The sequence below is a fragment of the Gloeomargarita sp. SKYB120 genome, from assembly GCA_025062155.1.
Lineage (GTDB): Bacteria > Cyanobacteriota > Cyanobacteriia > Gloeomargaritales > Gloeomargaritaceae > Gloeomargarita.
Genome location: JANXAM010000001.1, coordinates 138,524 through 151,675, shown reverse-complemented (window position 1 = coordinate 151,675; position 13,152 = coordinate 138,524). Strand labels below are relative to the sequence as shown.

At 53.1% G+C, this 13,152-nt stretch carries 16 protein-coding genes; 4 read left to right on the top strand and 12 right to left on the bottom strand.

Annotated elements, in window-relative coordinates; genetic code table 11:
- The first annotated feature begins 20 nt into the window (after positions 1-20).
- The gene (locus tag NZ705_00815; protein ID MCS7291502.1) at positions 21-323 is read left to right on the top strand and encodes a DUF2605 domain-containing protein; all 303 of its coding nucleotides are present in this window, start codon (positions 21-23) and stop codon (positions 321-323) included.
- Between the two features lie 17 nt (positions 324-340).
- Entirely contained in the window at positions 341-589 is a 249-nt protein-coding gene (locus tag NZ705_00810; protein MCS7291501.1) for a DUF2973 domain-containing protein, read from the top strand.
- Here NZ705_00810 and NZ705_00805 read toward each other — a convergent pair.
- Genes NZ705_00805 through NZ705_00795 form a run of 3 tightly spaced genes read right to left on the bottom strand, consistent with a single transcriptional unit; the run spans position 568 to position 2,495 of the window.
- Complete coding sequence (locus tag NZ705_00805; protein MCS7291500.1) at positions 568-1,884, bottom strand: IctB family putative bicarbonate transporter; 1,317 nt, start codon at positions 1,882-1,884, stop codon at positions 568-570. The two genes, NZ705_00810 and NZ705_00805, sit on opposite strands and share 22 nt — an antisense overlap.
- A complete protein-coding gene (locus NZ705_00800) occupies positions 1,884-2,225 on the bottom strand; it encodes a hypothetical protein (GenBank protein ID MCS7291499.1) in 342 nt (113 codons plus the stop codon). Before NZ705_00800 ends, NZ705_00805 begins: the two co-directional genes overlap by 1 nt.
- Positions 2,226-2,282: 57 nt before the next feature.
- Positions 2,283-2,495 carry a DUF2555 domain-containing protein gene (locus NZ705_00795; GenBank protein ID MCS7291498.1) on the bottom strand — a complete coding sequence of 71 codons (213 nt, stop codon included), beginning with the start codon at positions 2,493-2,495 and terminating at the stop codon, positions 2,283-2,285.
- Positions 2,496-2,570: 75 nt separating this feature from the next.
- Here NZ705_00795 and NZ705_00790 point away from each other — a divergent pair, with 75 nt between their 5' ends.
- Positions 2,571-3,725 (top strand): cysteine desulfurase, encoded by a 1,155-nt coding sequence (locus tag NZ705_00790; GenBank protein ID MCS7291497.1) that lies wholly within the window; start codon positions 2,571-2,573, stop codon positions 3,723-3,725.
- Here NZ705_00790 and NZ705_00785 read toward each other — a convergent pair.
- Together NZ705_00785 and NZ705_00780 are read right to left on the bottom strand one after the other, a co-directional pair.
- The gene (locus tag NZ705_00785; GenBank protein MCS7291496.1) at positions 3,711-4,148 is read right to left on the bottom strand and encodes a VOC family protein; all 438 of its coding nucleotides are present in this window, start codon (positions 4,146-4,148) and stop codon (positions 3,711-3,713) included. The genes NZ705_00790 and NZ705_00785 overlap by 15 nt on opposite strands.
- Before the next feature lie 5 nt (positions 4,149-4,153).
- Positions 4,154-4,984, bottom strand: coding sequence for a DUF2887 domain-containing protein (locus NZ705_00780; protein ID MCS7291495.1), 831 nt, complete (start codon positions 4,982-4,984; stop codon positions 4,154-4,156).
- A gap of 109 nt (positions 4,985-5,093) precedes the next feature.
- Between NZ705_00780 and NZ705_00775 the strand changes: the two genes are divergently transcribed.
- Positions 5,094-6,233, top strand: coding sequence for a glycosyltransferase (locus NZ705_00775; protein MCS7291494.1), 1,140 nt, complete (start codon positions 5,094-5,096; stop codon positions 6,231-6,233).
- On the opposite strand, the gene aroB is transcribed toward NZ705_00775, so the two are convergent.
- The 7 genes from aroB to NZ705_00740 all read right to left on the bottom strand — a co-directional run bounded on the left by aroB (position 6,227) and on the right by NZ705_00740 (position 13,123).
- Complete coding sequence (gene aroB / locus NZ705_00770) at positions 6,227-7,324, bottom strand: 3-dehydroquinate synthase (GenBank protein MCS7291493.1); 1,098 nt, start codon at positions 7,322-7,324, stop codon at positions 6,227-6,229. The genes NZ705_00775 and aroB overlap by 7 nt on opposite strands.
- Positions 7,321-7,740 (bottom strand): hypothetical protein, encoded by a 420-nt coding sequence (locus NZ705_00765; protein MCS7291492.1) that lies wholly within the window; start codon positions 7,738-7,740, stop codon positions 7,321-7,323. Before NZ705_00765 ends, aroB begins: the two co-directional genes overlap by 4 nt.
- 12 nt (positions 7,741-7,752) lie before the next feature.
- On the bottom strand, positions 7,753-8,205 hold the full coding sequence (locus tag NZ705_00760) for a hypothetical protein (GenBank protein MCS7291491.1): 453 nt from the start codon (positions 8,203-8,205) through the stop codon (positions 7,753-7,755).
- A gap of 12 nt (positions 8,206-8,217) precedes the next feature.
- Entirely contained in the window at positions 8,218-8,616 is a 399-nt protein-coding gene (locus NZ705_00755; protein ID MCS7291490.1) for a hypothetical protein, read from the bottom strand.
- Between the two features lie 97 nt (positions 8,617-8,713).
- Positions 8,714-10,459 carry an iron uptake porin gene (locus NZ705_00750; protein ID MCS7291489.1) on the bottom strand — a complete coding sequence of 582 codons (1,746 nt, stop codon included), beginning with the start codon at positions 10,457-10,459 and terminating at the stop codon, positions 8,714-8,716.
- A 75-nt stretch (positions 10,460-10,534) separates the two neighbouring features.
- Positions 10,535-11,032: a hypothetical protein gene (locus NZ705_00745; GenBank protein MCS7291488.1), complete on the bottom strand. Its 498-nt coding sequence runs from the start codon at positions 11,030-11,032 to the stop codon at positions 10,535-10,537.
- A 111-nt stretch (positions 11,033-11,143) separates the two neighbouring features.
- Positions 11,144-13,123, bottom strand: a complete 1,980-nt coding sequence (locus NZ705_00740; GenBank protein MCS7291487.1) for an iron uptake porin — start codon at positions 13,121-13,123, stop codon at positions 11,144-11,146.
- Positions 13,124-13,152: the final 29 nt, after the last annotated feature.

The window sequence follows — 13,152 nt, the reverse complement described above, 5'->3', positions numbered from 1 at the left end:
ATACCGTTTGGCACAACCCTATGAACTTGCCCCGGTCCCCAATAGTAAAATCGCTATTAGAGCCGCTTTTAGAAGACTTCATGTACTGGTTTAGCCAGGCCCAGCAGATGCTGGAGCGGGAGTCACTTCCGTTTCTGTCTGCTGAGCGGCGGCGCGAGCTGTTGCAACGCCTGACCCAAGCCCAATCAGAGGTCCAAGCGGCCCATTCCCTGCTCCACAGCACGGGTGTGGGCGTGGATACCACCGTCCTGATGGCCTGGCATCAACTGGTCCTGGAATGCTGGCACCTGCGCTTGCAAGCGCGTACCTACTCCAAACCTTAGTTCACTTGGTGAAAGCGATGTTCCTCCACCTGCTGTACGTCGTCCTGTTTACCGTCCTGGCGGTTCTGGCGCTGGGCAATCTCATCGGGAGTTTGATTCGGGTCAGTTTGGAATCCCAGTACCCTCGGCGACGGTCAGCCCCCCACCCCGAGTTACTGGATGCCGACGGCAATCCTATCGAGGAACCCCTGCTAGTGGTGCGCAGTGTGAACCTGGAGGAGGCGCGGCAACAATTAGACCGGCTCTACGACGAAGAGGAATCGTAGGTGCTCCAAACCAGGGCCACGTTAAACCACCACAGCACTTGAATCTGCGGGCGAAACCAGAGCGTATCCACCAGCCCGTGGGCCATCGTACCGGCCAGACCCGCCAGCAAGCCCATCACGAGAAAGGTTGGAGGTTGGGGTGAAAGACACCAGTTACGCAAATGTTGCCAACTGCGTCGGAGGATAGTGGCGGTTAGGGCGGCAAACGCAGTTAAGCCCACGAGTCCGGCTTCCACCGCCACCTCTAATGGCACCGAGTAGGCCCCCAGCGCGTTGAAGTTGGGACGTTGGTACAGCGGGTAAATCAAGTTGAAGGCGCGATTGCCCGGCCCAATGCCCAACCAGGGATGGTCGCGAATCATCGCTAGCACCGCCGCCCACACGTTGAGGCGGAAGTTGTTGCTGCTATCGGCTCGCCCGGCAAACATGCTCAAAAACCGCAACCGCAGCGTTTCCGAACGTCCCAGCAACGCCAAGACGCTCACCAGCAGTAGCCCAGCGCCCAGCCCAAACAGCAGGCGTCGCCACAGGGGATGCCATTTGTGCCATTGCCACCAGGCCCAGCTCGCCATCAGGGAAAAACTGGCGTAAACCGTCGCCAAACCGAGCCAGCCGCCGCGACTGCCGGTCAGGATTAAACAGCTACTGAAGGTCACCACCAGGGTTAACGCCAGGAGTCGTTGTGCCCAAGTGCGCCAGGCCAGTAAACAGCCCAAACCCATGCCCACGCCAGGAACGAGATAGGCCGCCAACAGGTTAGGATTCCCAAAAACGCTATAGACCCGGGTCGTGCCCGCCAGAGGAGATTCAGGGTCAATCCAGGTGGCCAGGGCTTCTGCGCCAAAAAACCATTGCCGCAGGCCGATGAGCACAACCGCCAGCGTCACCAGCAGATGCCCGACCAGGAGTATTTTGCCCCAGCGACGGACCCCCCGCAGCAGCGCTCCAAAGGTGGCCAGGTACAAACACGCCTTGACCCAACCGGCAAAAGCCGCGCGTTTGACCGGTGAAAAGGCCGTCGCCAGTGTCAGAGCGACCCCGTACAACAGGGCGGTGATGCTAACGCCTTGGGGAGGAGACCACCACAGCGACCCCAGCCAGAGCATCACCCCTCCCAGCAGGAGAACACCCAGTTGTTCATTGCTCAAAAACGGCAAACCAATCAGCACCAAGGCTATCCAGCCGGCCAGGAGATGCTCCCAATAGGGCGCCAGCCGACTACCCTGGAGCCAATCCGCCCCCTGACCCCACCAGCGGGTTAAGCTACTTGCAGACCACCAGGTGGCTGGGTGCATCAGGCCCGCCGCAGCTGTTTAGCCATGTCCAGATACATCTTCATATTTGGCCCTGGTCGCCGCCGGTCAGTACTAACGCCAGTAGTGCTAGTAGCCGTTGTCGTACTCATGGAAATCACCGGACTCGCGGGCACCGCTGGTTGTGACTTAGAGGCTTCCACCGCAGGCGATTCACTGCGCCGTCCCAAACTTTTGGCTTCCTCAGGGTCTAGGAAAAATGTTCTATCCTCGCGGGGCTGGCCTCGCCGAAACAGCCCAACTACAGCCGCCACGGGTCGCACAATCAGAATCGTAAAAATTGCGCCCAGCAATTGGCCTATCCAGCTAAACAACCGAGCCATGTCTCTCTGCCTCTCAACAACAGCCGATTCCTCTTCATCCTACCCTAAGCTTCTTCATCAAGCTTCATCAAACGCTTCAAAATCCAACAGGTGCAAGTAAGGCTCGACTAGCTCTGGGCGTTGGAAGGCAATCTTGCGCAGGAGATGCCAATCCTGCAAGCTAGCAAAGGCATCGGGATAATTATCTTCTTCCAATCGTTTCGCCAAGGCTGCCACGTCAGCGGGCGTCAGTTTTTTGATGGCTGGATCGACTTGAATTCTTTCTTTCATCGCATCGCCCTCCCCATGCGGCTAACAAGCCTACGTTTATCTTAGCCAATCCCGACTTCATGGCAGAATGAAGCTATGGTGTATTTGGATTACAGCGCCACCACGCCTCCCCATCCCCAGGTGATTGCGCGGGTGCAGGAAGCGATGACCCACGCCTGGGGCAATCCCAGCAGCATTCACCGCTATGGGCAGCGGGCCGCACTGCTCATGGAACGGGCGCGCCTGGCAGTGGCAGAGTTACTTGGCGTCACGCCGGAAGAAGTCATTTTTACCTCAGGGGGGACTGAAGCCAATCACCTGGCCATTTTTGGGGTGGCACAGCAGTACGACCAGCCGCAACACATCATTACTTCGGCAGTGGAACATCCGGCGGTGAGCGCCCCTTTGGCAGCCCTCGCGCGACGGGGATGGCAGATTACGACCTTGCCAGTGGACTCGACAGGGCGGGTTGACCCCCAAACGCTGGAGTCCCACTTGCAGCCCAACACCGTTCTGGTCACGGTGATTTACGGCCAGAGCGAAGTAGGAACCTTGCAGCCGATTGCGGACTTGGCGCAGATTTGTCGTGCGCATGGCGTTTTATTCCATACGGATGCAGTACAGGTCGTGGGGCGGCTACCGGTAAATGTCCCCGAATTGGGCGTAGATTTGTTATCGCTCTCGGCGCACAAGTTTTATGGGCCGCAGGGGTGTGGGGCACTTGTGGTACGCCGAGGCATTGATTTGCAACCCTGGTTATACGGCGGCGGGCAAGAACGGGGTTTACGGTCGGGCACACCACCCGTGGCGCTGCTGGCCGGATTGGAAGTAGCGGCGCGTTTAGCCATGACCGAATTCTTACCCCAGCAGTCTTACGTTTCCCACTTACGGGATTACCTACGGCGCCGGTTGCTCGAATTGCCCGGCCTGCGGTTGACAGGTTCCTGGGAGCAGCGTTTACCGCACCACGTCAGCGTCGTTTGGGAGCAGGGCGATGAAACCCACACTGGTCAAACGTTGGTGCATCTACTCAGTCAGCGGGGCATTGCCGTGAGTTCCGGTTCCGCCTGCGCCAGTGGCAAAACCCAACCGAGTCCGGTGCTCCTAGCGATGGGGTATGACGAACGCTTGGCTCGTTGTGGCCTGCGCTTTAGCCTGAGTCACTTGACCACCCCATCCGAAATTGATTTGGCCGTGGATATTCTCGCTGAAGTCCTCCAGCAATTGACGCCAACCTTATCCTGCCGTTAACCGGTCGCCGACTTGGGCATATTCCTGACAACCAAAGATGGCTTCAGGGTGCGTATAAAACTTGAACTCCAGCAGGTTATAAAACGGGTCTATCAGGAAAAACGTGCGGTGTTCGAGCGGGGAACCAGGAAAACGCACTTTCGCATCTTGATAAAAAGATAAACCTTGTCTTTTTGCCCGGTCGTAACAGGCTTGCCATTGGTCAAGCGCCGGAAACACCAGGCCAAAATGACGGGGATAAATTCCTTTTTGGGGGCTAATGTCCTGGGTCACATGGGCTACGAGTTGATGGTTGTAGAAATTGAGAATCAAGCAATGGGGCGTTTCCCGTCCGGGTATACAGCCCAACCCCTGCACATAAAAGGCTTTCGTTTGCGGAATATCTCCTACCGGAAATGCCAGATGAAAAATAGGTTGGTCCATGGTTACTAGACAGTATTCTGGGCCAGCCAGCTATCCAAGTCAGCCATACTGCAAAAATCCAGCAGCGCCTCCCCGAGCGCTTCCAGTTGCTCTAGCGACAACGATTGAATCTGCTGGGTTTGTTCGGGGGACAGGGAACCGACTTTGCGCTGGAGCTGACGCAGTACCAAAGCAACAGCTTCCGCCTGGCGACCTCTGGCTTCACCCGCTTGCGCTCCCTCTTGAAAGACTTCTTGGTAAAAGCGCGTTTGTTGCAATGGCGCCAAACCCAACGCCTCCATCATTCTGCGGCCCCCCTGACCCGGAAATTTGCGCACGAGTGCTTCCACTACCCATTCTAGCCACCGCTCCTGCTCCTGGGCGATAATTGCTTGGCCGATGGCGATTGCTTGCTCTGGTGGAGCGACAATCAGGCGCAGGAGTTCCATTCCCAGAGATTGCTGGGCAGGGAGTTCATCCAGATAAACGCGCTGTACCCGCCAGTAGGTTAAATACGCCATCATTTCTGGAATTTCCCGTTCGGTATGGCGGTTGGGATACAACACTAGCACTCGCCACGGATGCACCGGCTGATATTGCAATAAGTAAGTGGCCAATTCATTTTGCAAACGGTAGTAAAATCTGGCGTCAGGTTGCATCTGGGCTTCAACGACGATAAAAGGCAAATTGGCGTCATCGGTCTCTGGCAAGAGCAAACCATCTAATCGAAACCCAAACTCTTTCAGTTCGACTGACTGAAATTGATAAGGAACTGGCGGTGCGGGTAAATCCAATAATTCAAAGGCCAGGCTAGGAGCCAGTTGGAACAGTTTGTAAAAGAGATTATCGGTACGCACAGTATTTGAGCCATCAACCCTATCCATCCTCTAGTGATAGAAGGGCATTGTCAATGGTTATCGCAGAGTACCTTGTAAAATAAAAAGGCATTTTACCTTGCCTGCATATATGGGGCTAATCATTTTGCTGCTACAAGCGCCGGCAGTGGCCTTGTTACTCGCGCGACTATTGACCGGATTGCAGCGTTCTGCTCCTCTACGACCAGCGCCCGAAATTCCCGCCTATCTAGGGCAAGTCAGTGTGATTATTCCCACGCTAAACGAGGTGCAACGACTCGGGCCATGCCTAGAAGGCATTAGACGCCAGGGCTACAGTGTGCGCGAGATTCTCGTGGTGGACAGCCACTCACAGGACGGTACACGGGAGTTAGTCGCCGCGCAACAGGCCCATGACCCGCGTATCCAGTTGTTATCGGACCCGCCGTTGCCTGCCGGTTGGGTTGGGCGTCCTTGGGCCTTGGATTGGGGATGGCGGCAGAGTTCTCCCCATAGCAAGTGGATTTTGAATCTCGATGCCGATACCCGCCCGCAAATGGGTCTGGTGCCCGCCCTATTGGAATTAGCCCATCGGGAAAACTACGACTTAATCACGCTGTCACCCCAATTTCTACTCAAGTATCCAGGGGAATGGTGGCTGCAACCAGCGTTGTTAATGACCCTGATTTATCGGTTTGGGGCAACCGGCGCTCGAGAATCTTATCCTGAACGGGTCATGGCTAACGGGCAGTGTTGTTTGGTGAAACGACAAGTGCTGGAAAATATGGGGGGTTATGCAACCGCAAAAGACTCTTTTTGTGATGATGTCACCTTTGTCCGGCAGGTAGCAGCACAGGGCTATAAAGTCGGATTTTTGGATGGGTCGAAAGTCTTGCAAGTGCGGATGTATGAAGGAGCTAGAGAAACCTGGCGTGAATGGGGGCGTTCTTTGGATTTGAAAGATGCCACTTCCATTCAACAACTCTGGGGCGACCTTTGGTTTTTAACGGCTGTCCAAGGATTGCCTTTATTTATCGTTATTGCTAGTCTTTTTTTACCTGTTCATCCAGTACATCAAACCCTTTTAGGTCTCAATCTATCTTTATTACTGATTCGCTGGGGAATGTTGTTTGCCATTCGACCTGTATATACAGGCTGGAATTCACAAAGCTGGCCGTTTTGGTTATCCCCGTTAGCCGACCCGCTCGCTGTTTTGCGTATTTGGCTATCTGCTCTGACGCGACCTAAACACTGGCGTGGCAGGAATTATTGACCCTTTAGACGTATCAGTGCCTGGTGAATCAACTCTGCTGGAACTTGGTCCGTTATTTCTGCGCGGCCAATGGCTTTCGGCAAAATAAATCGCACGGTTCCCCCTTCGACCTTCTTATCCCAATTCAAGGCATTTTTAATGGCTTCAATGTCAACATCAGGAGCTAACTGTGTCGGCAATTTTACCTTCGCGATTAAGGCTTTCTGACGTTGTTTTTCTGTCTCCGACCACCATCCCAATTGCACGGCGATATCACCTGCGGCAATCATGCCTAATGCCACTGCTTCCCCATGCGTATAGCGACGGTACTGAGTAACTGTTTCAATCGCATGGCCAATCGTGTGACCGTAATTGAGTAGCGCCCGCAACCCACTTTCTCGCTCATCTTGACTGACAATGGTGGCTTTGGTTTGGCAGGAGAAGTACAAGATTTGGGTTAGGGTTTCGGGTGGCAAGTAACGGTAATGGGATAGACGAGATTGCTCTTCTAGCAGTGTAAATAGTTGTGGTTCCCAAATCACGCCATATTTAATCACTTCCGCCATGCCAGAGCGATACTCACGGGGGGGCAGAGTTTGTAGAACCTGTGGGTCAATAATGACAGCTTTCGGTTGATAAAATGCACCGATTAAATTTTTACCCACTCGATGATTCACACCAGTTTTCCCCCCAATTGCTGCATCTACCATAGCGAGTAACGTTGTGGGAATTTGCACAAAGTTTATCCCCCGCAACCAGGTCGCTGCCGCAAAACCTGCCATATCACCAATCACGCCACCACCCAAAGCGATAATCGTCGAGCGGCGCTCTAAACGATATTGCGCACAGTATTCGTAAATACGTTCCACTGTTTTGAGCGTCTTATAGCGTTCGCCAGCTGGCACAAGACAAAATTGGGCATCAAAACCAGCCTTATGTAAAGCTGTCAATACCTGTTGTCCATAGTGCTGGAAAATGACCGGATTAGATACAACGAGCACCTTACCTTTCAAGCCAACATCCACAAGCCATTGACCTGCTTGCTGGAGTGCATGAGCACCAATGCTGATAGGGTAGCTGCAGTCGCCAAGCGCAACAGTAATCGTTTTCATGGCCGGTCAGGAAAGAATAGTAACTTTACAATCGCTGTTACTAGCCCTAGTAGTAGTGTTCCGAAAGCACTCCGGCTAATCAGTTCTTCATTGGCGATGCGTTTATCGAAACCATCAAAGCGGTCGTCAATTCGTTTGATTTCGACCTTCAATTCTGTTTCTAGCCTTCGCATCTGACTAGTTAAACGTTCCTCTGCAGCCTTGATCTCGGTCTCCAAGCGCTGGATTTCGCCTTCCAGTTTCGTCTCAACTCGTTTGATCTCTCCCTTGAGTTCCATAAACTGGACTTCAGTTTTTTTATCCAGGGCTTCGATTTTCTTGTCCAGGATACCAAATTGGGTGTCTATTTTCCTGTCCAATTGATTGAACAGCGACAGGATAAGTTCTTTCAGTTCTTGATTGGTTGGTTCACTCATGGGTATTCTCCATCAGGTTCTATCAGGGAAGAAAAGTAGCTTGACAATAGCTGTTACTAACCCTAGTAGTAATGTTCCAAAGGCGCTCCGGCTAATCAGTTCTTCGTTGGCGATGCGTTTATCGAAACCATCAAAGCGGTCGTCAATTCGTTTGATTTCGACCTTCAATTCTGTTTCTAGCCTTCGCATCTGACTAGTTAAACGTTCTTCTACACCCTTGATCTCGGCCTCCAATTGCTTGATTTCGCCCTCGAGCTTCGTCTCAACTCGTTTAATCTCTCCGGTTAGCTTCTCTTCAGTCGCTCTAATATCTCCCTTGAGTTCGGTAAATTGAACATCAACCTTCTTCTCGAGCGCATCAATCTTTTTATCTAGTGTGTTGAACCCCTCGTCAATCTTCCGGTCCAACTGGTTGAATAGGGATTGGAGTAAATCTGTCAGTTCTTGATTCATTGATTCACTCATGGCTGTATCTTCTTAGAGTTGACCAGGGAAGAACAGGTATTTGGCCAGAGCAACTACAATGCCAGCAATAATAGCTCCAAAGGCGCTCCGGCTGATGACCTCTTCATTCGCTAGGCGCTTATCTAAACTAGCAAACCGTTCGTCTAGGCGTTTAATTTCTCCCATTACCCTTTGTTCCGAAGTGTTGATTTCCCCCCTGAGTTTCTCTTCAGATGCTCGAATTTCTCCCTTGAGTTCGGCAAATTGAACATCAACTTTCTTCTCGAGCGCATCAATCTTTTTATCTAAGGCATTAAACTGGGTATCAATTTTCTTATCCAGCGTGTTGAACCGCTCGTCAATCTTCCAGTCCAACTGGTTGAATAGGGATTGGATCAAGTCTCGCAGCTCTTGACTCGTTGGTTCACTCATGGGTCTAATTGTTCATCTATAGTTCCATGATACGCCACTCCCGAAAAAACCAAACAGTTAGCTGTCTAGGTTGATGGTTCAGGTCGGTTTGCAGAAACTAGAAAGTGAAAGTCGTGCGAATTGTGTAGACCACGATAGGGTCGTTGCGGCTGTCCCCGTTGGGGTGGAACACTACAAACGCACCGGGCGTTATCGTCAAGTACTTATTCACCTGGAACCGATAGAGGGCTTCCAAATGCACTGGCACATTCCGGTCTTGCAGCCGAAGCTGGCGAGCTGGATTGGTTGCAGGTAGATGGTTTGCGGCTCCCAGCCAGTCACTGTTGACCACATAGGGCGGAATCCCAACAATCAGGCCAGCTAAGTCCCCCCGTCGCTTGACAACATCGGGAAAAGCAAACACCAAAGCGGCTGTGAGAAGATTAGCCCGCCGTGTTCCTTCCCTGGGTTCAGGAACGCCATCCCGTTTCCCGCGCGCCCAGCCGTAGCCAAACCAACCGGCTAGCGTGAATTGAGGTAGTGCTCGCCACTGAAACATCCAGTTGATTGTATCCATGTTGACGGCTTGACGTTCCTTCCCCGCCCCACAGACAGCAGGCGTTCCCAGCGGGCAGAAGGGGTTCACCGCAAAGCCTGTTCCTGTGCCGCCTGTGAGATTAATGCCCGCTGCTGCGACTCGACCTGGACCAGAAGTGTTGAAGTTCTCATTGTAGGTGTGAGTGTAGCCAATCCCAAACTTAAAGTCCCGCGTCGGTTCAACGCCTAACAATACGCCAACGGTGTAGTTGGAACCAAACAAGCCGAGCTGGGGATTAGCTGCTGCAGGGGCCGCTCCAGGTGGATGTCTTGCAAGATAACCGGCATCCACGCGCCAAGTGGGGTTGAATTGATAACCAATAAAGGCACCAGAGCCAGAGTTATTCCCAGCGCGATAGAAGAGAGGATTGAACCGGCCAAAGCGAGAAACAGAACCGGCTGCGTCAGACGCCAAGGGGTTGTAGGTCGGAAAGTAGTCGTAAAACTCCGTATTGCCCCCTGCAATCATCGCCCGGCCTCGGTTGCGGTCGAAGGTGAAATCGTAGGATAAGTAGTCCACCAAAAAACGCCCCTCGGTCGCTGCATCAAAACTCAAGCGAGCTTCATTGGTGCCCGTTGCTCCAGCTAGGTTTGCCACATCCCCCGCCCGCAGCCGTAGCCGCAACCGGTCCTGGCCCGTAAAACTCGTGTCGAAATTCAAAGAGACGCGGTAACCAAAGGCGAGCTTATCGGCTATACGGGCTTTTGGGCTAGAGGAAGCAACTACACTCCGAATGGTTGTCTCTGCCAGGTTCCGACGACCCCGCAATAACTCATTCTCAATCCGGTTACGCGCCACTCGGCTATCGGCCACTCCGTAGGGCGAAAGAATCAACCCAACCCGTAATTGGGTTACTGTCGAAAACTGCTGCTGCTCCAACAGGGCGGTCCGAGCTTCAATCGCATCCACCCGCCCCCGAATCACCGACAATTCCGCCGCAAACTCCTCTTGCAATCGCTGAATCACTAGCAGGTCGTCTCGGGTCACTAGGTTCTCTACAGAAGCGGCCATCTGTTTGTTTATCTGGTTCAAACATGCGTTCAATCCAGCGGCAAACTCAAAACGAGTGGTAGCCTGGCGGCCTTGATGAGCAGGTGGCTTTACAATACACCCGTACCGTTCTGCCAGCGACTGCAACGCCTGAAACGCCCAGTCCGATGGTTGAACATCCACAAACTCAGAAACTGATGTCACCTGCACTTGGGGGGAGGTGAAGTACTGCTCAACCTGCTGGAGCATGACCTGACTGAGGCTGATGCTTGTCATCCCCTGGACAGCAGGATGAAGTCCTACTCCTATGTATAACTCTCTCTTAGTGAGTTTGCTCCCAGGTGTTGCTTCTTAAAGTTGATTCGGGAAGAACAAGTATTTGACTAGGGCAATGACCACACCGGCGATGATAGCACCAAAGGCATTTCGGCTGATCAGCTCTTCATTAGCGATACGTTTATCTAAACTCACGAGCCGCTCATCTAACCGTTTGATCTCACCCATCACTTTCTGCTCCAGTGCCTTTATTTCGCCCTTGAGTTCGGCAGATTGAACTTCAATTTTCTTGTCTAAAGCTTCAACTTTCTTGTCCAATGCGTTGAACTGGGTGTCAATCTTCTTGTCCAATGTGTTGAATTGCTCATCCACTTTCTTGTCTAGAGTGCTAAACCGCTCATCAATCTTTTTGTCCAGGATAGTGAACCGTTCATCAATCCTTTTATCCAGGGTGTTAAGCTGGGTATCAACTTTTTTGTCTAACGTGTTGAACCGCTCATCAATCTTCCGGTCCAACTGGTTGAACAGGGGTTGCAATAAGTCTCTCAGCTCTTGATTCGTCGGTTCGCTCATCGGTTTGATTCCTGGTCTATAGTCCCATGATACGTGACGCCCAAAAAAACCAAACGGCCAGCGTAGCATAGCCAGCCGTCTGGGTTGATGGTTCAGGTTTGCTTGCGGAGACTAGAAGGTGAAGGTTGTCCGGATGGTGTACACCACAATGGGGTCGTTGCGGCTGTCGCCGTTGGGATTGAACACCACAAACGCACCCGGCGTCACCGTCAAGTACTTGTTCACCTGGAAGCGATAGAGAGCCTCCAAATGTACTGGCACATCCCGGTCCTGCAACCGGATCCGACGCGCCGGTGCAAACGGTGGGAGAGCACCTGCAGGCACGTTCGCACCGAAAACACCAGCTACAGGACCCGTCGTTGTGTTACCAAACCAATCGCTAGAGACAACGTAGGGTGGAATCCCAACGATTACACCAGCCAAATCCCCCCGTCGTCCAAAGATGTCCGGAAAGGCAAACACTAGTGCCGCTGTCAGAAGGTTAGCGCGGCGAGTCCCCTGCCCACGACCACCAGGAACATTCGGTGGAGGAGGGGAATCACTCTGTCCTCTTGCCCAACCATAACCAAACCAACCCGCCAAAGTGAATTGCGGCAACGCTCGCCACTGGAACATCAGGTTAATCGTATCCAGATTGACGGCGGTGCGAATGGGAGCAAGTCCAGGCGCCAGTCCAGGAGTCCCCGCCGGATTAAAGGGATTGATGGCAAAGTCAGTTCCTGTGGCACCTGTCAGACTAATGCCTTGAGCCGTTGCACCACCATCGCGGCTGACCGTTTCATTGTAGGCGTGGGTATAGCCAATCCCAAACTTGAAGTCGCGCGTTGGTTCTACACCGAACAGAACCCCCACCGTGTAGTTGGAACCGAACAGCCCAAGCTCTGGGTTCGCCGCAGAGGGAGAGCCACCAAAGCCTAGCGCTGGATTCCTAGCAAGGTAACCCGCATCCACCCGAAAGATAGGATTGAACCGATAGCCAATGAAGGCACCGGTACCCGAGTTATCACCCGAACGATAGAACAAGGGGTTAAACCGGCCAAACCGCGAGATGGAACCCAAGGCATCGGACGCTAGGGGATTATAGGTGTCGAAATAGTCGTTGAACTCATAGTTTGCACCAGCAATCGTCACCCGCCCCCGGTCCCGGTCAAACGTGAAGTCATAGGACAGGTGGTCCACCTGAAAACCACCGCCAGTAACAATGTCAAAACTCAGGCGACCTTCATTAGTACCTGTCGCTCCGGCCAGATTAGCGGCATCTCCCGCCTGTAAACGCACCCGCAACCGGTCTCGGCCATTGAAGCTGGTGTCAAAGTTCAACCGCACCCGGTATCCGAAGGCTAGACTGTCTGCAGTGCGTGCCCTCTCCCCGATTAACGCTGGATTATCGCCGGTAGGCCGAACCGCACGAACCGCACCTCTGGCTACCGTGTCACCACCAGTTCCGGTCGCACCGGTAAAACGTCGTCCACCCCGGAGCAACTCATTCTCAATCCGGTTGTAGGCCACATTACTATCTGCCACTCCATAGGGTGCAAAGATGACTTCACCCCGCAGCTTGGTCACCGTCGAGAACTGCTGTTGCTCTAGCAGAGCGGTCCGCGCTTCAATCGCATCCACCCGCCCGCGAATCACAGAAAGCTCTGCCGCGAATTCTTCCTGCAACCGCTGAATGACTAGCAAGTCTTCCTTGGTCACCAAGTTCTCTACTGAGGCAGCAATCAGTTCGTTAATCCGGTCCAAACAGGCATTTAAACCAGCCGCAAACTCAAAGCGGGTAGTTGCGCGCCGCCCCTGATACGTCGGCGGCTTAGTCGGCAAACCAACAATACACCCATACCGTTCCACCAGCGACTGCAATGCCTGAAATGCCCAGTCTGTCGGCTTGACATCCACAAACTCGGAAACCGATGTCACTTGTGCTTGATTAATCGTGGACGGTCCTACATAGTACTGTTCAGTTCGCTGGAGCGTTGGATTGACGGAATTAGCACTTGGCACTTGCTGCGCCTGCGCTACCCCACCTAAAGCAGCGACCACACCCAGGGCGGCCGGAGTAACCTGAAAGACCTTCAGCAACGTGTCACGCATCACACCACCTCACACCTCAACAACCAATA

Excerpts from the sequence above, each read along its gene's own strand:
- NZ705_00815 (MCS7291502.1), top strand. The coding sequence starts at position 21 with ATGAACTTGCCCCGGTCCCCAATAGTAAAATCGCTATTAGAGCCGCTT.
- NZ705_00810 (MCS7291501.1), top strand. The coding sequence starts at position 341 with ATGTTCCTCCACCTGCTGTACGTCGTCCTGTTTACCGTCCTGGCGGTT.
- NZ705_00805 (MCS7291500.1), bottom strand. The coding sequence starts at position 1,884 with ATGCACCCAGCCACCTGGTGGTCTGCAAGTAGCTTAACCCGCTGGTGG.
- NZ705_00800 (MCS7291499.1), bottom strand. The coding sequence starts at position 2,225 with ATGGCTCGGTTGTTTAGCTGGATAGGCCAATTGCTGGGCGCAATTTTT.
- NZ705_00795 (MCS7291498.1), bottom strand. The coding sequence starts at position 2,495 with ATGAAAGAAAGAATTCAAGTCGATCCAGCCATCAAAAAACTGACGCCC.
- NZ705_00790 (MCS7291497.1), top strand. The coding sequence starts at position 2,571 with ATGGTGTATTTGGATTACAGCGCCACCACGCCTCCCCATCCCCAGGTG.
- NZ705_00785 (MCS7291496.1), bottom strand. The coding sequence starts at position 4,148 with ATGGACCAACCTATTTTTCATCTGGCATTTCCGGTAGGAGATATTCCG.
- NZ705_00775 (MCS7291494.1), top strand. The coding sequence starts at position 5,094 with ATGGGGCTAATCATTTTGCTGCTACAAGCGCCGGCAGTGGCCTTGTTA.
- aroB (MCS7291493.1), bottom strand. The coding sequence starts at position 7,324 with ATGAAAACGATTACTGTTGCGCTTGGCGACTGCAGCTACCCTATCAGC.
- NZ705_00765 (MCS7291492.1), bottom strand. The coding sequence starts at position 7,740 with ATGAGTGAACCAACCAATCAAGAACTGAAAGAACTTATCCTGTCGCTG.
- NZ705_00760 (MCS7291491.1), bottom strand. The coding sequence starts at position 8,205 with ATGAGTGAATCAATGAATCAAGAACTGACAGATTTACTCCAATCCCTA.
- NZ705_00755 (MCS7291490.1), bottom strand. The coding sequence starts at position 8,616 with ATGAGTGAACCAACGAGTCAAGAGCTGCGAGACTTGATCCAATCCCTA.
- NZ705_00750 (MCS7291489.1), bottom strand. The coding sequence starts at position 10,459 with ATGACAAGCATCAGCCTCAGTCAGGTCATGCTCCAGCAGGTTGAGCAG.
- NZ705_00745 (MCS7291488.1), bottom strand. The coding sequence starts at position 11,032 with ATGAGCGAACCGACGAATCAAGAGCTGAGAGACTTATTGCAACCCCTG.
- NZ705_00740 (MCS7291487.1), bottom strand. The coding sequence starts at position 13,123 with ATGCGTGACACGTTGCTGAAGGTCTTTCAGGTTACTCCGGCCGCCCTG.